This window comes from Rhodopirellula bahusiensis, assembly GCF_002727185.1.
Taxonomy (GTDB): domain Bacteria; phylum Planctomycetota; class Planctomycetia; order Pirellulales; family Pirellulaceae; genus Rhodopirellula; species Rhodopirellula bahusiensis.
On the sequence record NZ_NIZW01000017.1, the window covers coordinates 119,069 to 144,027 of the forward strand.

The 24,959-nt window shown below is 56.1% G+C and carries 17 protein-coding genes; 4 read left to right on the forward strand and 13 right to left on the reverse strand.

Features of this window, described 5'->3' with window-relative positions; translation table 11 throughout:
- Window positions 1-11 precede the first annotated feature (11 nt).
- Window positions 12-1,049 carry an acyl-CoA desaturase gene (locus CEE69_RS20830; RefSeq protein ID WP_233215477.1) on the reverse strand — a complete coding sequence of 346 codons (1,038 nt, stop codon included), beginning with the start codon at window positions 1,047-1,049 and terminating at the stop codon, window positions 12-14.
- Window positions 1,050-1,423: 374 nt separating this feature from the next.
- On the opposite strand from CEE69_RS20830, the gene CEE69_RS20835 reads away from it, so the two are divergent.
- From CEE69_RS20835 to CEE69_RS20845, 3 genes are all read left to right on the forward strand, one after another.
- The gene (locus CEE69_RS20835) at window positions 1,424-2,776 is read left to right on the forward strand and encodes a THUMP domain-containing class I SAM-dependent RNA methyltransferase (RefSeq protein ID WP_099262543.1); all 1,353 of its coding nucleotides are present in this window, start codon (window positions 1,424-1,426) and stop codon (window positions 2,774-2,776) included.
- A 115-nt stretch (window positions 2,777-2,891) separates the two neighbouring features.
- Window positions 2,892-4,388 (forward strand): hypothetical protein, encoded by a 1,497-nt coding sequence (locus CEE69_RS20840; protein ID WP_233215478.1) that lies wholly within the window; start codon window positions 2,892-2,894, stop codon window positions 4,386-4,388.
- The gene (locus CEE69_RS20845) at window positions 4,385-5,413 is read left to right on the forward strand and encodes a hypothetical protein (protein ID WP_099262545.1); all 1,029 of its coding nucleotides are present in this window, start codon (window positions 4,385-4,387) and stop codon (window positions 5,411-5,413) included. Before CEE69_RS20840 ends, CEE69_RS20845 begins: the two co-directional genes overlap by 4 nt.
- 159 nt (window positions 5,414-5,572) lie before the next feature.
- On the opposite strand, the gene CEE69_RS20850 is transcribed toward CEE69_RS20845, so the two are convergent.
- From CEE69_RS20850 to CEE69_RS20905, 12 genes are all read right to left on the reverse strand, one after another.
- The gene (locus tag CEE69_RS20850; RefSeq protein ID WP_099262546.1) at window positions 5,573-7,048 is read right to left on the reverse strand and encodes a TlpA disulfide reductase family protein; all 1,476 of its coding nucleotides are present in this window, start codon (window positions 7,046-7,048) and stop codon (window positions 5,573-5,575) included.
- Window positions 7,049-7,228: 180 nt separating this feature from the next.
- Window positions 7,229-9,592 carry an SHD1 domain-containing protein gene (locus CEE69_RS20855; protein ID WP_233215479.1) on the reverse strand — a complete coding sequence of 788 codons (2,364 nt, stop codon included), beginning with the start codon at window positions 9,590-9,592 and terminating at the stop codon, window positions 7,229-7,231.
- Window positions 9,593-9,960: 368 nt separating this feature from the next.
- Entirely contained in the window at window positions 9,961-12,492 is a 2,532-nt protein-coding gene (locus CEE69_RS20860) for a DUF1592 domain-containing protein (RefSeq protein ID WP_099262548.1), read from the reverse strand.
- A 2-nt stretch (window positions 12,493-12,494) separates the two neighbouring features.
- Window positions 12,495-13,790, reverse strand: coding sequence for a DUF1552 domain-containing protein (locus tag CEE69_RS20865; protein WP_099262549.1), 1,296 nt, complete (start codon window positions 13,788-13,790; stop codon window positions 12,495-12,497).
- A gap of 67 nt (window positions 13,791-13,857) precedes the next feature.
- Window positions 13,858-15,021: a purple acid phosphatase family protein gene (locus CEE69_RS20870; RefSeq protein WP_099262550.1), complete on the reverse strand. Its 1,164-nt coding sequence runs from the start codon at window positions 15,019-15,021 to the stop codon at window positions 13,858-13,860.
- 147 nt (window positions 15,022-15,168) lie between these two features.
- Window positions 15,169-16,083, reverse strand: coding sequence for a hypothetical protein (locus tag CEE69_RS20875; protein WP_099262551.1), 915 nt, complete (start codon window positions 16,081-16,083; stop codon window positions 15,169-15,171).
- A gap of 131 nt (window positions 16,084-16,214) precedes the next feature.
- On the reverse strand, window positions 16,215-16,985 hold the full coding sequence (locus CEE69_RS20880; protein ID WP_099262552.1) for a rhomboid family intramembrane serine protease: 771 nt from the start codon (window positions 16,983-16,985) through the stop codon (window positions 16,215-16,217).
- A 6-nt stretch (window positions 16,986-16,991) separates the two neighbouring features.
- Window positions 16,992-17,561 carry a peptide chain release factor-like protein gene (locus CEE69_RS20885; RefSeq protein ID WP_099262553.1) on the reverse strand — a complete coding sequence of 190 codons (570 nt, stop codon included), beginning with the start codon at window positions 17,559-17,561 and terminating at the stop codon, window positions 16,992-16,994.
- 99 nt (window positions 17,562-17,660) lie between these two features.
- Window positions 17,661-19,769 carry a biotin/lipoyl-binding protein gene (locus CEE69_RS20890; RefSeq protein WP_099262554.1) on the reverse strand — a complete coding sequence of 703 codons (2,109 nt, stop codon included), beginning with the start codon at window positions 19,767-19,769 and terminating at the stop codon, window positions 17,661-17,663.
- Window positions 19,766-20,809, reverse strand: coding sequence for an HlyD family secretion protein (locus tag CEE69_RS20895; protein ID WP_099262555.1), 1,044 nt, complete (start codon window positions 20,807-20,809; stop codon window positions 19,766-19,768). The genes CEE69_RS20890 and CEE69_RS20895 overlap by 4 nt, the downstream gene beginning before the upstream one ends.
- The gene (locus CEE69_RS20900) at window positions 20,809-22,989 is read right to left on the reverse strand and encodes an HlyD family efflux transporter periplasmic adaptor subunit (RefSeq protein WP_099262556.1); all 2,181 of its coding nucleotides are present in this window, start codon (window positions 22,987-22,989) and stop codon (window positions 20,809-20,811) included. Before CEE69_RS20900 ends, CEE69_RS20895 begins: the two co-directional genes overlap by 1 nt.
- Before the next feature lie 36 nt (window positions 22,990-23,025).
- Entirely contained in the window at window positions 23,026-24,243 is a 1,218-nt protein-coding gene (locus CEE69_RS20905) for a hypothetical protein (RefSeq protein ID WP_099262603.1), read from the reverse strand.
- A 224-nt stretch (window positions 24,244-24,467) separates the two neighbouring features.
- Here CEE69_RS20905 and CEE69_RS20910 point away from each other — a divergent pair, with 224 nt between their 5' ends.
- Window positions 24,468-24,929 (forward strand): flagellar hook assembly protein FlgD, encoded by a 462-nt coding sequence (locus tag CEE69_RS20910; RefSeq protein WP_099262557.1) that lies wholly within the window; start codon window positions 24,468-24,470, stop codon window positions 24,927-24,929.
- The last annotated feature ends 30 nt before the right edge of the window (window positions 24,930-24,959 follow it).

Here is a 24,959-nt window from a genome sequence, read left to right on the forward strand (position 1 = left end):
GCGAGAATGGCTTAGCTTTCAGCTCCGCTTTTTCGCACGTGGCGAGGGCGGATGATGTGGGATGCCAAACCGAGAGCCCCGAACAATCGGATCACGTAGTAATTGGGATCGATTTCCCACCAGCGATGTTGAACCGATGCGCTGGCCGGATCCGCGTGATGGTTGTTGTGCCAGCCCTCTCCGGCGGTGAGCAAGCTGACAAACCAGTTGTTTCGGCTATCGTCGGTCGTTTGATAGTTTCGGTATCCGAACACATGGGTGATCGAATTGACCGACCACGTGATGTGCCAAACCCAAACGGTTCGTGCGATCACGCCCCACACGAACACGCTGGCTGCCATCCGGTAGGCCTCCGCGTTGTTGCCGTAGACGAGCATCGAAATCCCGACGGCCAACAAGGCGTACACAAACGCGTGTGCGAGATAGAACATTCCCGCGGGGCTGGGTAGTTTTTCGATCCATCGGTAATAAGGGTCCGACAGAATGTCTCGCGCGTACTTTTCATACATCGAAAACGTCGCCATGCGTGTCCGACTTTCGTGCACCAACCATCGCACGTGAGCCCACATGAAGCTGATGCGTGGCGAGTGTGGGTCTTCCGCGTGATCGGAATGACTGTGGTGCATGCGATGCCAAGCCACCCAGTGCGCCGGCGTTTCTTGGGCGGTGCACATGGCCAACGTCACCAGCGTTCGCTCGAACCACTTGGGCGATCGAAAACTGCGGTGCGACAACATGCGGTGGTAACCGATTGGAATCGCCATTTGCCCGAAGACAACCACACCAACGACAAACGCAGCAACCCCGACCCAAGAAAAGAAATAGGGCATCAAAACCAACAGCGTCAACAAGTGCAGGGTCACGAAAAAGATCGTGTAATCCCAACGGATCGAACGCTTGGTTGGATCGCTGTAGGAATGCTCCTGCGAAGCCTTGACGGTGGGAGCGGGAGATGCAGGTTGAGTTGGAGACTGCAAATTGACATTGGGACTTCTCTGTCCAGTCTTTCCAGACCCAGCTGGAATCGTTGCCGCCTCGGTGGTCATCATGATACCTGGGATGAGTTCGCGGCTAAGATGTTTGTTTCGATCAGAACCAGCCGTCTGCCCGATCGAGCCGCAGCATATCGTATCGAGGGTGGAAAGGAAGAACGATTCGCGTAGTCCCACAAACGCATCTCGGCAGGAGAACGCTTCGCGACGATGACACAAACTCTCCGGCTTCGGGTTTGTTGAAATGCTCGCGTCTCAATCGGCGACGATCGTGTCGGGATCCAACCACGAAACCAGCCACTTCCTTCAAACCGGCAAGTCCAAATCCGGAATGAATCGGCTATGGTGTCCCGTGTCGATGCAGCGAAACTGCGCATTTACTTTGACGACACAACCAGCCTGAGCCACCCTTCGTCCACGTCTGACCACTGATGGAAACCCAACCAAGCGAACCGATTGCATCCACCTCACCGTCCTTTGATCTGATTGTCCCCTGTGCGTTTGGATTGGAAGCCATCGTCAAACGGGAACTCAAAGGACTGGGCATCGACGCCAGCATCAGTGATTCCGGGCGGGTCTCTTTCCAAGGCTCGCACGAATCCATTTGCCGAGCCAATCTGTGGCTCCGCACAGCCGATCGAATTTTGATCCGTGTCGCTGAATTCCCCGCTGGTGATTTCGATGCGTTGTTCGACACGACTCGCGATATTCCGTGGGGAAACTTGCTTCCCGCGGACGCTGCCTTTCCCGTCACCGGACGTTCGATCAAATCGACGTTGACCAGCGTTCCGGCATGCCAACGCAGCGTTAAGAAAGCCATCGTCGAAGCGATGATGCGTGATCACAGAACCAGCGAACTGCCGGAAACAGGTCCACTCTACAAAGTCGACGTGGCGATCGTGAAGGACGTCGCGACGCTGACCATCGACACGACGGGCCGCAGCCTTCACCGCCGCGGATACCGAACGCACATCTCCGCGGCTCCTTTGAAAGAAACGTTGGCCTCGGCAATGGTTTTGCTGAGCTACTGGCGAAACGGTCGCCCCTTGATTGATCCGTTTTGCGGCAGCGGCACGATCCCGATCGAAGCCGCCCGGATTGGTCGCAACATGGCCCCAGGGCTGGAACGCGAATTTGCTTGCCAGGCTTGGCCTGATTTCTCAGCCGAACTTTGGTCGGACTCACGTGCCACCGCGGCTAGCCAAAGTCTTCCGCCGTTGGAAGAGAAAATTTTGGCCAGCGACATCGACGGTCGCGTCCTGACCGCCGCCCGAGACAACGCGATTCGCGCCGGCGTTCAAGACGACATTCACTTCCAAGCCATGCCGGTTCACGAGATCAGCAGCAAGAAAACGTTTGGCTGTGTAATTGCCAACCCGCCTTATGGCCAACGGATTGGTTCAGGCCAATCTTCACGTTTCGATGCCGAAGATCAAAGCGGCGATGGCCCTGAGGATTGGGAACTCGACGAACTGTACGAATCGTTGCCCGCCATCTTCGAGCGATTGCCGACTTGGTCGCGTTACATCTTGACCGCCTACTCCAATTTGGAGCATGCGATGGGGCGTGCCGCAGACCGTCGCAGGAAGCTTTACAATGGCCGAATCGAATGCACTTACTATCAGTACCAAGGTCCAAAACCCAGCCCGGCTGATAAACCCAACAAGACATCGCCGCCAGCAGAAACAGAAGCAAGCGAACAAACAACGCCAGCACCACCCGCGCCGGAACCACCCAAACCAAACCCCAAGTCACCTTGGCCTCAGTCACCACCCAAGTCTTGAACGCCGCTGCACGCATGATTCCCCACGGTGGTGAGCTCACAGGACCTGCCATACCGCAACTCGAAGAGTGAGAGACGTGATGTTCAGACGAACAAATCGATCGATACGAATCTGCGTGGAACACCGATTTGCAAAAGCGTCTTGCTTTGCCAAACCGATCTTGGCAACCACCGTTTGGATCGCCTCGGTGGTGTGCATTTCCGGCTTGGCGATGACGGCGGAAACCGACAAAATTTTCCGCGCCGGTGCGTTCGCGATCGACATCACTCCTGAGAAATTCCCGGTCAGCTCCTCGGGCAGCATGACTCACCGAGTGGCGAAACAAGCCCACGATCCGCTGCATGCTCGTTGCTTGGTGCTCGACAACGGCCAAACGAGCATCGCGTTGGTCACGTGCGACAGTTGCATGATTCCGAGAGAGATCTATGACTCGGCCAAGCAAATCGCGTCCGAAGCCACCGGTATCGCGACCGATCACATTCTTTGCTCAGCAACACACACTCACACTGCGGTCTCGGTCGGACACACGTTCCAAAGTTTGGTGGAAGAGGACTACATCCCATTTTTGGTGGAGCGAATCGCGGAAGGGATCATCCAAGCCCATTCGCAATTGGAACCAGCACGAATCGGATGGGCGGTGGGCAACAATCCCAACCAAGTTTTCAATCGCAGATGGTTTCTGCGTCCCGGCGTCGAAATTGACGACCCGTTCGATTCAGGAACGGATCGAGTGCGGATGAACCCGAGCGCAAACAGTCGCTCTCTGCTTCAACCTGCCGGACCGGTCGACCCGGAGGTTCCCGTCGTTGCCGTCCAAGCCCTCGATGGTCGGCCGATTGCGATGTGGGCAAACTACTCGCTGCACTACGTCGGTGGTGTTCCTCCCGAATCGCTCTCCGCGGATTACTTCGGCGAGTTCGCTCGCCAGTTCACAAAAATGATCCTGGCCAATCAGAGCAAGCCACCTTTTGTCGCGGCAATGACCAACGGTACGAGCGGTGACATCAACAACATCAACTTTTTTGAAGGCCGAACCAGCCAACCCCCGTTCGAGCAAATTCGATTGGTGGCCAACGACGTGGCGGCTTCCGCGGCGGTTGCCTACCAACGCGTCCAATTTGAAAACTGGGTGCCATTGGAGATGCGTGAGACCGAGATCGAACTTGGCGTTCGCCGTCCAGATACTGAAGAAGTTGCAAGAGCCAAGCAACTGCTCGCCGACGCCGGTGATGGCCCCAGGAATGATCGCCGCTTGATCTACGCGGGCGAAACATTGGATCTGGCCGAGTACCCGCCGACCGTGAAGGTGAAGCTGCAAGCGATTCGGATCGGAGGACTCGCCATCGTCAGCAGTCCCTGCGAAACGTTTGTGGAAACCGGACTGGCGATTAAGAAATCCAGCCCCTTCAAACCCACGTTCACGATTGAACTCGCCAACGGCTACAACGGTTACCTGCCCACGCCCGAGCAACATGCACTGGGCGGCTACGAAACCTGGCGGGCCAAATCGAGTTACCTATCGGTCGATGCCGAACCGAAAATCCGAGAAACACTTCTCCAACTGCTGGATGAACTGAACACGTCACGACCACAATCAACCGTCGCAAAATGAGCTCAAGAACCTGGTTGCCAAAGATCCCGCTGATCTGGGCGGTGATTGCTTGGGCCGGTGTCGCTCTGTCGTTGAACGCGTTGCCATTGGCTAAGTCCAGCGTCCACTGGATGATGCATCCCGAAACCGCAGATTCGCTGCAGTGGTGGGCATCTCAGGCCAACGCAGTCTTGTACTGCGTCACAGCAATTTTCTTTGCCTATGGTCCACCGGTCCGAGCAACGGTGGCCAGAACCATCGCACGACTATTCACGATCCTTTTTGTCATCGTCGTGTTTCCATTTGTCGCGAGTTCCATCCAACGATTTTGGCATGTCCGGCCCGATTCATGGGATCTGTTGCTTTGGCGACTGGACGATGATTGGAACGAAGGACGTGTCTTTGAATTCTTGGGCGACTCCATCGCGTGGCTGATCGCAATCGGTTCTTTGTGGCTGATCTCGGGATGGCGAAATGTTGCTCTGAAATCAAGAACCGCTGACGAAGACATCGCCCCCGAAAAGAACGCACGCCCCGTCACGATTCAACGTTTGATGGCGCTGACCGCGATGGCGGCCGGCTTCGCGGCCATCCTGCGTTGGTTGCAATGGTCCGCATCATCTCAGGACTTGGTTCGCATGGCTTCCGCCGTCGCGATCGCGTTGTCCATCGCCAGCGTCGGCACATTCACAATGCGTCCAGGTCAGCGCAATCGTTTCTGGGAATGGGCTCTCGGCGCGACGCTGATATTGCTGACTTGGGGAGTATGGTTCGCCTATCGATTCTTTGCCGATTGGTATATTGGCGCGAGGTTTCCAATCGCATCCGATCTCACCGATCGAATGCAGAGCATTATTCTTTCGCGATACCTGAAGACTGCCAATCTGAGAACCATTTCCTTCATTTGCCACGCATTGATCGCATGGGCTCTTTTCGCCGTGCTGGGTTATCGCTTGCAAAGAACGCTGCCCGATCACCCCAGTGTCGGCTCTAAGCAGTTCGGCAGGAATGATCGGGTAGAACCTCACGTAGGCGAGTCTCTCTGAGACTCGCAAATGACAGCGTCTCGGAGAGACGCCGCTACGTGATAAAGCCCAAGGACTCCTGCTCACGTGCTTAGCGAACCGACACCACGCTGATCCTCACGCCGCGTGCCGCGTTGGCCATTGCGGCAAACGCGATCACTCAACGGTCGTATTGCGCACTCAGGAAGCTTCTTCCAAAAGTTCTTTTATCTTCGCATGCAGTGCGTCCGCGTTGGCTTGGCCGCTGCCGACTTTGATCATCTGCACATTGCCTTCGCGATCGACCAACACAGCGTGAGGAATCCCGGTCACGCCATAGTTGGATTGCAACTCGGTTTCTTTGGGCGTGACGATGGTTGGATGCTTCATGTCCTTGGATTGCAAGAACTTCGCAATTGCCTCGCGTTCCTCTTCGGGCGTTGGATCATCCGATCCATTCACGGCCTTCCCGCTTTCTTCGTCCCACGTGTAGCCGTAGTAGCGAGTGATGCCCACCACTTCAAAACCTTGCTCACCAAACTCTTCCCGAAATTCGCGAAGATGGGGGAACGTCGCAATGCAGGGCCCACACCAAATCGCCCAGAAATCGTAGAGAACGACTTTGCCTTCCAAGTCTTCCACGCTGATGCCATCGGCGTTTGCCCACCCATCAATATCCAAAGAGGGAGCTGGCTGACCGATCATCTCCAATTGTTTTCGAGTCGACTCGATGCGGCTTTCCAAGGACTTGATTCGACGGAGAGTCAACTCGACGCCCCGGTTCTCTTCGAAAGGCGTCAACTTTGCAACCGCAGCTTCCATCCGCTCGATCGCCTCATCAGGATTGGCTCTCGCCAGACCGCTGATCACTGAGTACTCATTGCTTGCGTACTGCGCCATCAAGACCGTCGATTCAGGATAGGCTTCCAACGCTTCCTCAAAAGCGGATGCGACACGGTCTTGCCCATCGTCATCCTTGAACAGACGAGCTTGAGTGGTAAGCAGATTGATCAACTCCACATAAGTCTTCTCGGACCGATCCTCGGTCGCGTTGATGTCTTCCAACTTCGCAACCTGCTTTGCCAGCATTTCTCTCGCGGCGTCTTCGTCGTCACGAGCGAGCATCGATGCACGAACTTGGATCAGTCGAGAGAGAGGCGTTTGAGTTTCAATCGGATGCTCGGCTTCCAATGCCCGCACCTTGCCGATGGCATTGTCGGCCCACTCGGCAGCCAAATCAGGCTGCGTGGCATGAAGACCATACACACTGACTTGTCGAATCAGACTGGCGAGCCGCTGCGCGTCTGTGGGCGAATCCGTCCGAGCCAATTCAAATTCAACCGCAGCACCAAATTGTTCCATCGCCTTGTCGTATTGACGGGCACGAACGAACCCGATTGCGATCGTTTGATGCAGTGCCTTGAACTCCTCCGCGACAGCATCGGATTCCATCGCCGTTTGAAGAACCTCAGCTGCCTTCGCTGGCTTTCCTTCTTTCAGCAACTGAAGAATTTCGTCGGGCACGGCCAAAACTTCGGGCTCTACTTCCGCGACCTCTTCGGCAGGCGTGTCCGGAGCGTCGGTCGCTTCCTGCCCGTACGTCGCAGCGGGGAAGACAAACACGGGGCTCAACGGTGCTGACAGCAAACCGATGACGAGGAACATACGCAAACGCATCTGAGTTTTCCTTGATGGATGATCGGATCAAATCGTCCCGCCTATTGCTGATCCTAACCCATCCCGGATGCGAACGCGTGCATGCAGCTGACACGTAAAAGACTATCCGCCCACAACAGATGTCGATGGCGGATTCCGATCCGCTAGCCAGTTTTTCGTGAGCGGGTGGAAGGGCACTACCTACTGAACGGGCTGGTCGATGAAGCCGTTCGGTGTGAGCGACGTTGTGCCGAATCCGTTGTTCCACTTTGCCGCCATGACCTTGTCGGGAAGCTCAAAGTCTTGGAACAGGGAATAGTCTTCCCGCTCACATTTTTGAACTTCCGCTTGCAACGACTCGCCTTCGCGAACGGACAAGAAACCGGGAATTCCGCCCCGCCCTGTGCCCCACAACCTTTGCTGACCCAGCTTCACTGAGATGGACTGTATCCACGGTGTCGCCGAGATAGTCTGCGCTTCGATGCCGACGCCGGAACGGCCAAATCGAGCGTAGCGTGATTCGCTGTAAGTTCGCGTTTCCCTTTTCCCACGGTGGGCCGATGCTTCGATCACAATCTCCGCACTGGGATCTTGTTGCCATCCGGCGGCAGCGATCGCTCGCTCGATTCCAGTGCGGATTCGCGGATCACTGACCGCTGAATCAATCCTTACCCGCACGCCGGGACGCAAAACATACAACTCCTCTTCCGTGATGGTTGAGATCCGCTGAACAGCAGTTGAATTGACCGCATCGGTGACCCCGATGACCAACTCAATTCCGTCGACTCCCTGATGCTGACCAACCGCCAAAATTTTGTCGTCGATGACGTGCCGCGTCACTGGTTCCAGATCTTGGTAGCCTTCCGTCCAGATCAGCCAACCTCGTTCCAAGTCGAACAATTGGGTTCCCGTCGACAGCCACCGCTGATCGATGACCGAAGGATCCGTGCTGCCGGTTGCATAGCGAGATCGATACCCGCCCGTGATCTTTTGCGACTCTCCCGTTTGCAAATTCAACAGCAATTCACTGAAACTACCTCTCGCAGCAAGATGGTTTCCGTCTTGAGTGAAGCGGGCAGTGGAGTGCCTTTTCACATCGGCTGCCGGTTTGCCCGATTCCGTTTCGATGACGACTGCATGTGAAAACTGGTTGGTAACAAAGTGACGTCGATCGGGGCTGAAATGCATTTCCGATTCCTTCGACGGAATCACATACTCCGCCGTTTTGGTTGCCATGTTCCACATCGTGAGTGTGCCGCCATAGCCGATTAGAATTCGATCCTCACCGACAAACGAAGCGTTCATTTGGTCTCGGTAAGAATAAAACCGGACCTTGGGAACCGACCATTTCCATTCCGGCTTCGCGGTATCGGATCCCGGCTCCAATCGATACGTGCAAAAACGACTGGCCGATCCGCGGACATCCAATCCTTCAGCGGTGAGCAGTCTCCTTTGCGCAGCGGAGTAGCCGATGATGACTTCGCCTTCGAAGAAATTGGGCCCCGGCAACCGATCCTGCGAGATGAGGTTGACCCATTCCAGTGAAACCGGATGGCTGGCGTCGATCGTCTCCGGCGTAATCCCCACTGCTAGCCAGCCATCGGATCCATCCACCAAAATCGCGGCATCAATCTTGCCGCTCGTTTCCAACGGAACGCGGAAGTGACCGTTGCTCAGACTCGGTCGAGAATACGATGTCAGGCTGCTCGCTAGACTGCTGTCGGGCGCCGGTGCGTCGGTCCCAAATCCAATCCACGACGGCAGATCTTCAAAGTCCACACCGGAGACGTCAAACTCCACCTCGTCAGGACGCCGTGCAACGATCGCCCGCAGAGCCAATTGCTCTTCGATCTCAGCGGCCAACTTGGATCGTTCCAATCGGATTCGCTTGTCGCCTTGAAGCAGCAAGTAGACATGCGTTGCATCGTGCGTCAGGTAACGTGCTTTGACTTTGTGCTTGCCCGATATATCGGTCCAGTCCGCCCATGGTCCTTCGTTATTGGGATAACGCATGTCTTCATACTTGGCGTCCGCTTCGTATTTGTCTTTGGCACTGCCGTACTCATATTCCACCTTTGCTCCATCGGGTAACAAAGCTTTGACAGTTGCGGGGTACCAAGTCCTGTATTTCTTCAGCTCGATTTGATCCCCAACGCGTACCAATGCGGAATCAACAAATTCCTTTTCAGCTTTCGCAATCTTACCGAGTTGCTGTTGAAGGTTGGAAGCCAATTTGTCGATTGGCACTTCCACTGTCGATCCGTCTTCCTTCAGCAGTTTGACTTTCGTGGGAGTTCGCTCGAGCAACCGCGCAGGGATCAGGAACTTCCCCGAAGCATCCTTCCATATCATCCAGTTCCCCTCATTGTTGGGAAACCGCATGTCCGCCAGTTTGAAGACGCCTTCCCGTTCCCGGATGAACTTGTATCGAACGCGAGCTTGCCCTTTTTGATATTCCAGCACTTCCCCCGGAAGCCACTTTCCTAGGTGCTTCACCTCGATCTGATCGCCGGGACGGACGGGATCGATTGCCAACGCGGTTGCCGGGAACATCAACAGAAGCATCAACGGCCATCGAAGCCGACGGCAAATTTCTAGATGAAACATAAGATCGATCCAGGGGGATGGAGATCGCGGCGAGAGTCAAATCACGGTTCGTATCGCGGTGCGTTTGGAACTTTCAACGACTAGCCCGCGGGCGGTTGATTTAGTCGCATACCGAATGACAGCAGTTAGCCGACGGGCGTTCGACCTGATTGGCGTCAGATCAACCGCCGCGAACGCGGTACGGCTCGTTCAATCAACAGTCCGTTGATGTCGAGCGGAAGACGTCCGAACAGGAAAGGCACGTGCGTCTGAGTGCGTCCATTTTGACGGATGGCACCGGCAGAAAAAAGCATAGAACATGAACGAAACCACCGCTGAAACAAAACTCAGCGGGATCGGAACAGATTGCTGGTCAGTACCTCGGTCACCATCGTCCGCAGCCCACCACCATCCGCTTGGACGCGTTCCAGAATGTCGTCGATCTCATATTGATCGGCACGCTCCATGTGACGGCCCGTTGAGTAAGCCAGCAGCTTTTCGATCAAGCTTCGCGTGAACTGATTTTGTCTGCTTTCCAGTAACTTCTGTTTGAAGTCTGCGAAATTCGTGAACTCTTCGCCGGAAGGGAACTTGCCCGTCGCATCGATCTTGGCCGCTTTGCCTTGCCCCTTTGCCTTGGGATATTTGTCTCGCCAACGCCCGATTGGGTCAAACGTTTCCAGAGCATACCCGAGCGGATCAATGCTGCGATGACACACGGCACAGGTTTTGTCTTGACTGTGTTTTAACAACCTTTCCCGAATCGTCGTCGATCCACTGACATTGGCATCAATGCTCGGCACCTCATCCGGTGGTGGAGGCGGCGGAGTTCCGAGAATGTTCTCGAGCACCCAAACACCGCGAGTCACAGGCGACGTGTCGACACCATTCGCACTGACGGTCAACACACCGGCCATGCCCAACACCCCGCCGCGTTGGCGGTTCTCAGCCAGGCTGACACGTTGAAATCCATCGGCCAAACGCATCGTGTCCTTCTCAGGCAACCCGTAGAGCTTCGCCAGTTTCTTATCCACGAACGAATAGTCCGCGTCCAGCAGATCCGTCACCGGCCCGTTCTCATCCAACAGATGCCGAAAGAACAAACGCGTCTCCTGCTTCATCGACTCAGGAAGATTCTCTGCGTAGTAAGCGGGTACCGCCTTTCGCGGCGGTGGCAGATTCCCAATGTCACGAAGGTTCAGCCAACTATCGAGAAAACCGTTCACGAATTCGTTGGAGCGATCTGATTGAAGCATTCGCTCGATTTGCTTCTTCAAAACGTCTGACTCGGTCAGTCTGCCTGATTTGGCTTCCTCAAAGAGCTCTTCGTCCGGCGGTGCAGCCCACAAGGCATAAGAAAGACGCGATGCCAAGTCGAACGGCCGCAGCAACGTCTCGTCTTCCGGCGTGATCTCGCTGAGGTAGAGAAACGACGGCGAGCACAAAATCATCTTCAACGTATCGAGTGCAGCTTGTCGCGGGGTCGCGTCTTCCGACAACCGTTTCTTGTAGATCGACTCGATCCGATCGCGGTCCGCTTGTTCGAGCGTGCGGCGATAGGCACGTTGGCCAAACGCGAACAACTGGTCCAAAGCGTGATCTTCCTGGAACCCATCGTTTCCAAAGACGGCACGCTCCTCTTCGCTGCCGTTGGGCTCCTCCACCGGTCCACGCACCTTGATCTCACCAATGCGAATGTGCGGCAATTTCCCTTCGCGAAGAAGCGATGTTCGGCTGACACCGACTTTGGGATTCTTGAACTCGTCCTTGTACCGGCGATTGGTTTCGATCACAGAAGCCCGTGACTCGTACGGGCCGTTCGGAAATATGAATCGAGGTGTTTGTCCCGCTTCGAGCCAAACGCGAAACGACAACCATTCGGGCTGCTCGTCAGGAACGATGGCAGTTGCCAGAATTGGCTCGATCGCCTGCGGGTAATGAATGTGCCCCTTCGTGGCATCGCCGGGAACCACCGCGATTTGAAACGGTTCCGAGAAATCGATGCGGAAAATCTTGGGATCGTAGTGTGTGTCCCGATGCATCGCTTGGGCGTTCACCTCGATGTCATAAAGTCCCGACACGGGGACGCCCTCGAGGAAGTCTTCGATGTGTCCGTAGCCGCCTTGTCGTGTGTCGGTGTTGGGTTGCTCGTACAAACACAAGTATTCAAAATTGAAAACAGTTCGGTGTGCCCCCGACAATTCTTCGTACTGTTGAAAGTTGTCGGTGAAGTGCCACGACTTGGGTTCCGTTGAAGGTTTGCCAAGTCGCGTTTCCACCAATCGCGAGGCAGCTTGGAAATATTGGTCCAGCAAGAATCCCGACGTCACCAAGCTTTCACCAATCGTGTCGATGTGGTGACTCGTCTTTTCCTTCGGAAAGTCAGCGGTCAATCCCAACGTGTCGACACGACGCCCAAACAGCGCCGCCAAAGTCACCTCGTATTCACGGTTGGAAAGTCGACGCATCACGGTACGGCCAATGGAGCCTTCGAATTGACCGCGAGCTTCGGCAACGCTGTTTCGCAACTCTTGAAGCAAAGCCAAACGTTCCTCGTCGGTTGGTTGTTCGGAATCCTCCGGTGGCATCGTCTTCAGCGTTACCTGATCGATGATCTCATCCGTCGCGATCAGTTGCTGCTCGGACGAGATCGGAAGCTTGAACGACTCGAATTCTCGCTCGCCCTCCGCCGATGCGTTGTCGTGACATTCCAGGCAATACTTCCCTAGAAAGTCCGCGACCACCGATGAAGCGTCAACGTCTGTCGTCGAGTCAGTTTCATTCGCGAAGGATTCAGGCAAGTGCAACAGACACAGCACGACCAAGATCGCGAAACGCAAGTTTGACAAAAACGATCGACTCGGAAGTATCTGGCCCACGGTTATGAGAAGCTCCCGGTGCTGGTGCCAAACGATTCCGTTTGGACACCCATCTTCTGAGCAATATCAACATACAGATTGCACAAAGGAATCTTGTTGCGGTTGCCGGAGCCGACCTTTTTGAATTCACCACGCCCGTAGCCACCACCGGCTAAAACGATCGGCAAGTCTGTATTGGTGTGCGAACTGCCGTTGCCCATCCCACTACCGAAGAGCACGGCGGTCGAATCGAGCAAGGTCTGTTCGCCGTCCTGAATCGCTGACAAACGCGAGAGGAACTTTCCGAACTGTTCCAATTGATAGGTTTCCAGTGTGATCAAATGAGCGACCGTTTCCTCATCATTACCGTGATGCGAAAGACTGTGATAGGACTTGTCGATCCCCAGATTCTGGGGCAAGAAACTACCGCCGATTTCCAACGTGGCGATCCTGGTCGAGTCCGTCTGCAACGCAAGTGCAATCAACTCGTACAACATCGGCAGGTCGTCGACTGTATTGGTGTCCGCTGGTTTCTCGAACGGAGCATCCGGCTTCGGCTGATCCGCCCAACGCTTGCGAACTTCGAGTTGCTTTTCAACTTCGCGAATCGAGCTGAAATACTCGTCCAGCTTCGATCGGTCTTCTTGATTGACTCGTTTGGAAAGTGAACTCGCCTCTTCGGTGATCGAGTCAAGGATCGATGCTTGCAGGGAATTCTCATTGACCATTTGAGATCGCCGATTCTCCGATTCCGTCTTAAACAGACGGTCGAACAAATCGGCTGGACCAGTGATTGGCGGGACGCGGACGCCCGACTTGGTCCATGACATTTGGCAACCACCGTGGATGCCTCCTTCCGATCCAACCGTCAAAGATGCAAACCGAGTTTGCTTGCCAACCTCATCAGCAATGAATTGGTCAATCGTCACGTTGCCGTCGCGACGATTCTTCGATTCATGATGAAGCACGCCCGACAGAAACGTGTGCACCGCGAAGTGCCCGCCACGAATTCCGTGATCCAATCCGCGATAGACGTTGATGTGTTCGCGGTTCTCCGCCAATGGTTTCAGCAGCGTGGTTTCTTCGAATTCGCGACCGGGCGTTTCCGGGAAAAAGTGCTTTTGTTGGAAGCCGAGCAAGTTGCCAACCGCAACGAATCGACGAGCACCCGTCCCCGCACCGCGAGTCGACTGGACCGGTGAGTTGTGATCAACCGTGTCTGCCATCAAAGACGGCAAACCAGGCAACGCCAGCGACCCGGCGAGAGAACGAAGAACAAAGCGACGACGACCGGGATTCTTTGGTTTGGACATGCTCATATTCTACTCGTTACGGAAAGGCGATCTGTTTCGGTAGGGCGATCTGGTCAACCAGGAACGGGTCTGGCTACTTGCGAACGGGGCGTGTGAACTGGTCGCGAATGGTTCCGTCCAGCAGCAGACAAGTCCCATGCAATGCTACCTTGGTGAATTTCAAGACAAACACGTGGTGGCCCTGGTCAGCCATGCCGGGTGACTCCAAAAACCATCGGTCGGTTTTGGGAGTTCGCTGCGGCACACCCAAACCACCCTCACCGATGTAGACCACACCGGTTTCATCCGATTTGCCATCACGGATCGGCACGGTGCGTTTGATGTTGTGACCGTCTGCTTCGCAGACCAAGTCCACGTTGTATTTTTCAAACAGCGGAACCCAGCTCACCAAACCAGCCCCAGGTGTTTTGACCGCTGGATAAACCGGCCGATGGTACTGAGTGAGCAACCAACGATTGGAATCGCGAGACGCTTTGAGTTCCGCCTTCAACCATTGTGCTTGATCGCCAGCCGTGCTGGTTTCTGAATTCAAAGTCGTGAAGTGGACCTGGGGACTGAGATTGAGTCCGTAGTAATTCAAATCACCTTCAGGAAAACCAAACACTTCGTTGAACGGTTTGCCTTTGTCGTGATTGCCTCGAGCGGGAATGATTGGCAACAAACGGCCATCCGAAGCGGTCGTCAACTCGTGGTCGGATAGCCACATCGACCAAAGCTCCATCTTCTTTCCGGTGACGATGTAATCTCCACCATGGGCGAGTGCCAATATGTCATCAGACAAATCGTCGTTGTCGTATGAAGACTCGACCAACGCCGCGATCATCTTGTTGATTCGTCGACGTGCGTCTTGATCCGACCGCGAATCTCCCCCGTGCAAAATACTGAAGTCGCGGTCGGTCCCCGGTGCGGTCACAAAGTAGAAGACCGGTGACTCATTCGCGTCACTGACCATTTGCACCTCATAAGCCGTTCCGGGCTGCAGATCGGTCAAACGAGCATGGTGATAGTACGACTCGAACTCGCCGCCGGTGTAGCGTCCGGACTCAGCCAACTGTTCGGCCAAAGTCTCGCCACTGCCTTTGATTCGAAAACGAACCGAGTGCGAACGTCCCGCTTCCTTGGTGCTCCAAGAAATGGTGGCCCTGGTCGCCGGGTCCGCGGTCCAAACGACTCGCCACTGAGCCGGCTGTGTTCCTATCAAAGGAGCGTCAGCTTGCGCGGTGCCGCTGCCCAACATCAGACAACAAAGAATGCCGAGAATCAGCGAGCGCGTACGTTTCCTGGATCTCATCAGCGAGTCAATTCGATGGTGGGTGGGGTGCGTCAGATGCCATGTGGGATGGCAAACGCGGTGGGAGTTGGGGTGGGGTGGCGGGAGTCGAGGCTATTTTCGCTTCGCCGTCCAGTGGATCAAGATAACAAGTGGAACACCACCGTTTGCGATCCGGATCAGCGTCTCGGGCCAAGCCTCCAACCCGAGAGCGGTCATTCTACTCGCTGCGGTCACCAAACCCCAAACGACCATGTAAAACGTCGCGAATCGGGAGCGGAAAACCAGCAAAACCAAGGCGACAAGGATATCAGCAATTCCGATCGCAACCAACAGTTTCTCCGCGTTCGCTTGAGTGATTCCCGCCTCCGTCCACTGCATGTCAGACAACAAAATCAGGTCAATGAAAGGAGCATAACACTCGTAGGCCTTGTACCCGTGCGCCGCGAAGGTGAGCGAGGCGGCGACGGCCAATAGGATCACCGCGATTCGGGTCCGGGCTGAGGAAACGCACGCCGCAACGCCCATTCCGCCGCAAACAGCCAACGCCAACGGAGCGTGGTATCGGACCGCATGTTCAAAAAGCGACAATTCCGCGAAGACCGCTGCTCGCATCATGTGAGCTGCAGCGATCAACAGCATCCAAATCGCGATCCAAACCGCTGCCGCCCGATCCATCCAACCTGCGATACGAGTCCAAGAAGAATCGCTCGACGATTTTTGCAACAACAAACCATTCAGACACAAAATCCCGCCGGCGAACAAAGTCGTCAAAGCACCCATGTTGTCGATCGACTGGGCGATTGATTCCGGCCAATCACAATCGAAATACAGCCATCCATAAACATCGCTTTCAGTTTCCAACGAAGAAAACAGATAGCGAGCTCCCAAGCCAAAACACTGCACAACGACAACGACGCGCAAGCACACCGCCATCGCAAAGGGATGCGATGCTCGATCCGCCTCGGGTGCTTGCCCGAGGGAGGTGTCGTCAGTTGAGGTGGGTGGGGACGAGGTAGGAGTGTTCATGGGCGGAGCATGATACTCCAGGGAACGCAAACGTGTCGTGGTGGGCGTCGCCCTCGGATGCTTTCTCAGCTTTCAATTCATGTGATGCTGGTCATCACCAATTCGCCGCCGGCCAAAAAGTCTTGGCGGACTCAGAACCGCCGTTCTTTGATCGCTTCGTGTCCCAGCGGTGAGCGGCCGATCAGCAATGCAGCGGCGGCCCCGGCGACGAAACCTCCCGCGTGTGCCCACCAGGCGACTCCGCCTGCTTCTCCCCCGGCCAGTGAACCGAGACTGTTGACGAGCTGGATCACGAACCAGATTCCCAGGAACACAGGCCCCGGCAGAACAAAGGTCGGGAACACGAACATCAATGGAAGAACGGCCAACACTCGAGCGTGCGGGTACAGGAACGCGTACGCTCCCATCACACCCGCGATCGCTCCGCTGGCACCGAGCGTCGGTACGGGACTGCTCGGGTCGCTGAGCAAATGCGCGAGCCCAGCCAGAACCCCCGTTCCGATGTATAGCAATGCGTATCCAAAGTGCCCCAGCCGGTCCTCGACGTTGTCACCGAAGATATACAAGAACCACATGTTGCCCAGAAAATGCATCCAACCACCGTGCAAAAACATGCAAGTGATCAGCGTCGCCCAAGCTGGCACGGCGGGAGGACCGATCTCTTGACGGACTTCCACCACCTCCACTCCACGAGGCGTTTGCACGGCGACGGGTTGCTGCATAACCGGCGTCGTATCAGGATCGGTCAATCGCAACGGAACCATTGCGAATCCACTGACGATTCCTTGGCTTTGGTCGGAAGAGGTTTGCTGAGCCAAGAAAGCGAGCGCACACAAACCGATCACCAAGTAGTTGACGACCGGCGTCGTGCGGCTGGGAATGTCATCGCGAATCGGGATCATGTTGTTTCACCGCAAGGGTGGTCGTGAGTGATGCTGCCTGACTTGATTAACCAATCGAAACGCCGGGGGATGCGACCGGACAAGGTTCACCAGTTTGCTGGTCGATGTCTTCCAGTGAGCGGAAATCAAACTCGGCTGACCGCCCGCGTACCACAGGTCGTTGAGCACCAAGGTCAGCACGGCCGGTTTCGCGACATTCTCGTCATTGAGCTTCATCGGTGAACCGCGATAGCGTGCACGCAATTCCAGTTCCACTTCCGAAAAGTTGTCGGCTTTCACATCCACGCCAGGTTCCGCCGGCGAGCGTGATCGAAGCGTGACCGCCAGCAGAAACCGCATTCGAACGAGCGCCGTCGATCGGTTGCGAGCCTGCTGTCGCTGCTCGGTCGCCTCCGCCGTGATCGCGCCGATCTCGGGGACCCCCGTATCAAATGTCAGAAACGCTCCCGAGGCGGTTCGATTTCGATGTTGCCCGCCCGGGCCGCTGCGAGATTGGGTCCGCAATTGGCAGCGTTTTTCCAATTCTTCGACCGGCCAAAAACAGGGGTGAACGCCATCCGACATCGGAAGCGACATCCTCTCGTCAACTGACGGCCACGAAGGCCCGAACTCCGGTGATGAATTGGAAGAATCAGACACGTTGAAGACGGCAAAGGAATCGGGACGGCGAGAGGCTCAGATGCCCATCAACCGTTCGATGGAATGCTTTGCATCTTTCCACAATGGTTGCGGAGGCAACCGAAGCACCGCTTGGCAACTGGCTCCGTCCCAGCGTAGCAACACGTCGAGTTCCCGATCAGTGGTCGAGGGATTCGCCCGCAACCCGGCCTCATGGGGCTCCAACGCGTTCCCGATCGGAAAATCACACACGGCTTCGTAAGCCGATTCTTCTTCTACCTTGGGAGAAGCGGTGGCCTCACTTGCCAATTCCATGGGCGACACAACGCGAACAGTCGTTTCAACCTTTCTGCCAGGCATCGACGAAGACGTCAGGCGTACCGGCGAATCTTTCGCAATGCGATCTCGATCCGAGGCGTTGATTTCTAAGACAACTTCCAACCGAGCATCGGAAGCGATCCGGCACCATGGAATTCGGTCTTCGGTCGTTTGCCCGACGGTCGGCCGGAGCGTGAACGGGTCATCCATACGCCAATCGCGAAGGCTGGATTCGGGCGTTGCGGAGTTTGATGAGGCTAGCACCAAACCCGACTTCGGGCTGAACAAACTCAAAGCATCGACCCGATTCTGCAACTGCGTCTGACTCGATGACAACGATGCGGACGCCGCTTCCAAGGTTTGCCAGTCTCTGGAGGAGATCCCTGTCCGCAGCGAAGCCAATCGCATCGCATGCACACGTTCTTGGATCACCGAGTGTTGGCCCCGTGTTTTCTCGAGCTTCAACTGCAACGCCGGATCGGAGACCTCCGCCAACGGTTGCCCCATCTCAACTCGGTCGCCAACGCGAACGTGGACCGATTGAATGACTCCGCCTCGGGGCAAATAAACCAACACGGCATCTCGAACCCGAACGGTCCCCGTGATGTGTCGATATCGGGGAAAGGGAACCATCAAGATGGACACGACCGCGATGCAAAAGCAGATCGCCAGCCCAACGCGTCGCCCGCCAGGGACTCCCGTCCAAGTACCACTTCCCCGAATCATTCGGAACAAATTTCGAATGCCACCGATTGCGTAGCGAACGACAGCGAAAGCAACGACGACGATGGCGATTCGCCACAATCCCCACCCGACTGCCCACTGCAATATAAATGTGGCGATCGCAATGCTGATTGATATTCGATACAGCTTGGACGCGATGTGATAGCCGGCTAACGACCAAACTCGTTTGCCATATCGATGCCAACGTCTCACTGGCGAGACAAGGAGCGACCGAAGACCACGTCGTGCTTCTTCTCGCAAGTTTGGTGAGTCGAGCAGATCACTCAGAATGAAATAGCCGTCGTATCGCATCAGCGGATTGGCGTTGAACAAAACAGTGCTGACCCCGCAAACCAGAACGACATTCATCGCCGTCATGCGGACTTCGTGAGAAGGTGCCAACCACCAAACCCACAACGCCACCATCGCGATGATCCACTCCACCCAAATCCCGGCCGCCATCACCGCACCGCGTCGTGCCGCGTTGGGTTGTCGCCACACATCGGTGACGTCGACGTAGGGACACGGCATGAAGCACAACCACCACACACCGATCACACCGCAGCGCGAACCAAGTCGCCGACAAAGAACGGCATGCCCGAGTTCGTGAGCGGTCTTGGTGAGTACAAATGTGGCTGCGATCGTCAGTGGCTGCAGAGATGCCAAGTAGGTTTGCAGCGAAGGCACTGACCCCGCCCATTGCTGCCAGCGCACCATCCAAAACAGCAGCGACACCAAGCCAGCGATGCTGAACAAGGCCACCGCCAGCGGCGAAAAAACCAGCCCGCTGATCGGGACCAAACGACGGGCCACCGGATCGATCGACGCCAGCGGAATACGAAAGGACAGTGGTGAATGCCACCAACGAGACCGAGCGGTTGATGCTTCCACATCAGTTCGTTTGAGCCACCCGGCCGCTTTGGCTTGGTGCCAGAACATCGAATCGGACGGCGACGGTGCACCGGATTCTTGGGATTTCGAACCCTGCAGCGTTTGCCAAATGCGTTTGGTCGTGCGAGCGAAGCGTCCACCGATGTCATCGACCACGACCAATCCGCGACCATCGGGCAACGGCAAGGCGTGCAAGTCCTGACGGAGGGCCGATGCATCGTGAGATGAATTCATCGCACGTTCCCGCCATACGGTCGAGATCGCTCGCGATCCATTCGCCAAGCCATTTCGTCACGAGAGCGATAGATACGCATGGTGACTTGGGCACCGGGTAACAACTGCCAATGCTGGTCGACGCTGTGTCCCGACCCCGGAACAATCGCGGTCCGCGGCGGCACCGAACCGTCATGGGTTTGTCTTCGATTTTGAACTTCGGCGTGCAAACGAAAGCGATTGCCGGGCAAGCGAGTCGGATCCACCGAAGTGATTTTCCCCGCCAACATCTTCGCGGTCCCATCGGCTTCGTTCCCCCAGTGCACGCTGACATCCAGACCAACGCAGGTCGCCGGCGAAAGCTCATCCGCATCCACCAACGCGTGCAACGTCAACTCACCCGCGGAGGCAACGGTCACCCAAGGTTGGCCTTTCGCGATCCATTCACCGGCCTCACGATGCACCGTCAAAACGACGCCATCGATGGGGCTGACGCAATTCAATTGAGCCAACTCATCATCGATCAACGCGAGATCGGCGGCAGCAAGCTGAGTGTCAATCTCGGCTTGGCGAATTTGCTTTTTCGTTCGAGCGACTTCCAAACGAGCACGTTCCACCGCCAATCGCATTCGCCGCAATTGATTCGACGAGACCGCACCGTTGAACTTTTGATCGGTCGCATTGCTGGCTTCCAATTCCGCCTCCGCTTCGGCGAGCGAAGTCTCCGCGAATTGCATTTCGAGATCGTCGCTGGTGATCAGCTTGGCGGATTCATACTGCAGCGAAGCGGCCCGACGTCGAATGACCAAAGACTGCGAATCCAATCGTCCAAGCACATCCTTTTGACGAATAAATTGATTGGGGCGCACGCTCAGTTCCGCCACCGCACCGCTTTGCAGCGCCGGCACGTCGACTTGTTGACGGAAATCAACCACGACATCACGAACTTCGACCACGTTGGTTTTCACCTGGCCTTGTTCAACCGGATCGGCAGCGTGGACTGGTGTCGAGGCACAGAGTCCAGCGATCAGGCAAACGATTGTTTTGACGGCATGTCGCATCAGAAATAGCCTCCCCATTGGACCTGGCACCAATGCACCACGTCCTGGACCAAGAACCATCCCACCGGAGTGTGCCCGCAATGAAGCGTGACTCGAGCGGGCATTTCAGCGAGTGGTTGATCACCAAGTGTGGGCGGTTGTTCCAATCCCAATCGCATCACCACCGACGGAGTTCCATCGGTGGGATCCGGGACGATCGGACCAAAACGCTCCGCGGTCGCGGACAGATTCATTTCGCTGGACCAAGCCGTGCCGACGTCGGCGGTTAAAGCCTCGGATTGCAGAGCCTCGTCGACGGTTTGCAATCGGGTTTGCGGCACACGTGCATCAACGACCCAATCGGTGTCTTCGGCGATCACGTTCAACACCGCGTCCCCACGGCGCAACGGCCGATTGGCCAACCGTTCCTGCAATCGCCACGCGTCGACACGTCCATCGCGAAGAGCCCTGAGGATCAACCGGTCCTTGGACTCGCGAATGATTGTCAGCTGCCGTTGGATCGACTCGATTTCTTCTTCGACTTCGCGTCCGTCGTGAATCGGTTCCGAATTGGATTGGGCGGAAGGCCGCGACATCAATGTTTGATTGACCTGCTCTTGCTGTCGCATCAGCACGGCTTGACGGCCCAGCAAACTGGTTTCTTGCTCTTGCAAATCAGTGGACAGAAGCGTCGCCAAGACGTCACCGCGCTTCACCAATTGGCCGTGATCAACGTGCAACGAATCGACGACCGCATCACTGGAGGCGTGATACGTGTCCAACTCGACCGGCCGGATGACTCCCGTGACCGGCACCAAACTCGGCATTGGCAAACACATGAGAATAGCGATGGATAGCATCGCAGCGAATCCTGTCACCGCTTTCCGCAGGCGAGATCGCACGAGCCGAGAGTTTTTGCCACTCGAGCCGAAGCTTGACGATCGAACGGCATCGGTCGGCATCGAATCCGGTTCCACCAACAGACGTGCGAACCATTTCCCAGCTGGCAGGCATTCGATGCGGCGTGCAGCGGTCCACGCCGAAGCTCCGCCGACAAGCAAACGATTCAGCGTGCCCCAATAGATTTCTTCCGCCAGATACTCCGTTTCATTCGATGCAAATCCAACAAGCCGCCACTGCGAATCTGGATGCGAGGCAACCACCCACGATGGTTCGTTGGGCGATGAAGATGCATTCGATGACGATTCAGCGTTTTCAACGAGCGTTTCGTCCGAATCGGACTGCGCCGAAGAGTTTTGACAATCAGCGAACCAAAGTCCGTGTTGTGTTTGGAGGCGAAGCTTTGTCGCCCGGCAGATCGCTTTCGCGGATCCGCTGTGTCGATCGATGCGGTCGACGTGACTGACCGCAACGATTTGCGGCTGAGCCGTATCAACCCGGCACAGTGCAACTCGCGGCAGTCGCAATAGCTCTGCCGCGGAATCGACCCAAGCTGCTTGGATGGTTCGCGTTGACGTCATTCGATGCAAACATTGGACGGCTTCGTCGACCCGTCCCGTCGCATCGAGCAATTGGCTGAGTTTCTTCAGCCGGCGTATGCGCAGGAATTCGCCGGCGAGATCCGACATTTGAGCGAGGAACCGAAGAGCACCACGTTGGCTCGCCGCTGTCCCTCCCTCATCCAAAAAGACTTCGATCAAACCTTCTGGGATTGCCGACGACGGATCAATCCGAATCGGAACAATCGCCGCGGGGTAGGGCAGAGGATTGGCGGGGACGTCGACTTGGTCCGCGCCCGGCGTGGGTGGCACAACGACCGGAGCACCTCCCGTCGCAACTTCAGCAAGCAGACACTGGTGAACCTGTTCGGCTTCATCCACCAAAGCAAGATCGGTCACTCGACCGAGACGATGCTCGACCGCGTAGTCATTGACCGTTGAGTCTTCTTCAACGGGACGAGTCCAAATGACCACGCCGTGACCGGCCATCGCTCGCAGCAGGCGATCGGCCAGAAACCGAAAGTAGTCGGCCTTCTTTCGCGGTTCGTGCGAAGCCGCAGCGACCTCGCGAACAATGTGAGTGATCTCGTGTCGCGCCTGGTCGACCAGCGAATGAGGCGACTGATTAGCTGGTCCGGAAGACGAGGTTCCGCGCGCGGACGAACCGATTCCAGCGGATCCATTCGCAGCGGAGCCACTGGGTGCAAAGACAAACGGTTCGCTGGACGCGGTCGATGTCATCAATTTCCCGTGAGAAACATGTTTCCAGCCGACGGATCAACGCCAACGGTTGCCACCAAACGATCCGCTGCTTTCGCCTTGAGGAGTCGACACCGAATAGCGACCACTGGATTTGACCGATGGCGGCATCCAACGAGGCTTCGACGCATCAGCGTTTAAATTGCTTGGGTTGGCTCGTGCGATCGGAGCGCTGTTGCCGGTGGGAATCGATTCCACTGGCGAACGATCTTCTTCGCGATTGAGTTGGCGGACATACCACGACGACGACGAACCATTCGATTCGGCCGACGAATTGTTGGCGGATGCCAGTTGGCCACGTTGCATCGTGCCGGCCGCTGCCAACGCGGTGGCGGGAGCGACTCGCGAAGTTGCCGCTGAGTCCATTGGTCCGGTGGCACTCGCCAAAGCGATTTCGCCTCCGGCCGAACCAGGTTGACTGCCGCGAGGAGTGCGTTTGGCAAACTGAGCGACTGGTCCGCTGCCGGCTTCGACCCAAGCCAACCAGAATTCCTGGAGCTCGGCCAGCGAATCGTAGCCGTAGTGTTTCTGAACGTTGTGGGTCCACGATCCACGCTGCATGTATTCGCCCAAGAAATCAATGAACGTTTCGGGGCCTTGTTGCTCGATCAAAAATCGGCACACGGAGTAACCTTGGGCGTACATCGGCAACACGTCCGAAGGGTACTCGGTCAACAGGAACAACTGGTTCATTGCGATGCCGCGACGCGTGGAGAGGAACTCACGCAGCTTGGCTTCGTGTTTGGCTTTTTCGGAATCATGTTCGACGGTCGTGCAGATACCTTCGTCGGCCCAACGCGGCAAAGGTCGACCAAAGTGGGTCGCCAAAACCGTGTGAGTGACTTCGTGCGGCAACACGCTGTCGAGGATGCGTTCGGGAGTTCCAACGACTTCCATTTGAAAGTCGCGAACGGGAGCCGGGTTGTATGTGGTCACACCTTGAGCAGGCAAATTGCCAGCCACAACGCGAACGGGGCAGGGGGTTGGCCACGGAGGCAAAGGTTGGCCGGTCCAGTAGCTCGCCAGGTCGTCGCGGTACTTTTCCGCGGCATCACCAACGGATTTTGCTAGCTGCTGTGAAGGGGCTTCGACGATGAAGTTGCGGGTTCGATAGTTGGCCGCGTCGGCTTGCGTTGCCAAGCAAGCCAACATTGCCAAACAAACCAAGACGTTGCCCAATGGCATCTGGACATCGAGACGTGCAGATACGAATTGGCGGATGTTTTTGGCTTCCATGCCGAAGGACTCCGTTCCGGTGGCTGAGCGTCGAAGGGGCGGACCTCGAATCATTCTTGGTCGCGTTCGGACGAGTTTAGGTGAAGCACTCCGTTCGCCGATAGGTAGAAATGGCCGAGCCCCAAAGAAATGGACTCGCGTCAGAATCCCCGAAATTGCTATGCAAACGATCTCCGCCGCGTTGTTTTCGCGTGAGCGGATCTTCCCATCTTGGAAACGCGAATATGTCCGCTGCTAGTCAAATAACCGGTGCCTCCGCCGCCTCCAGTTTCTCGTCGAGCGAACAGGCTTCCCAAATCAGCGACAGCGCCAACGAGGGGTACAACTCGCTGGACGTCGACAGTTTTCTGCAATTGCTGATCAATGAATTGCAGAACCAGGATCCTTTGGACCCGGTCGACAACGCCCAAATGGTCCAGCAAATCGCACAGATTCGTGAAATCGGCGCGACCGACGAACTGACCAACACGTTGAGCGACCTTTCCAATAGCCAACAACTGGTGACCGCCAGCGGTTTGATCGGGCGCACCGTAACGGGATTGGCGGACGATCAGTCCAACACGACGGGTGTGGTCGACAAGATCACCGTTGAAACAAATGACGATAACCAGACACGTTCGGTCAAAGTTCACGTGGGTCAGAAGACGATGGAGATAGAGAATATCCGTCAAATTCAAACTGAGTAAAGTTTGCCGATTAGTTCGGCCGATCTACAG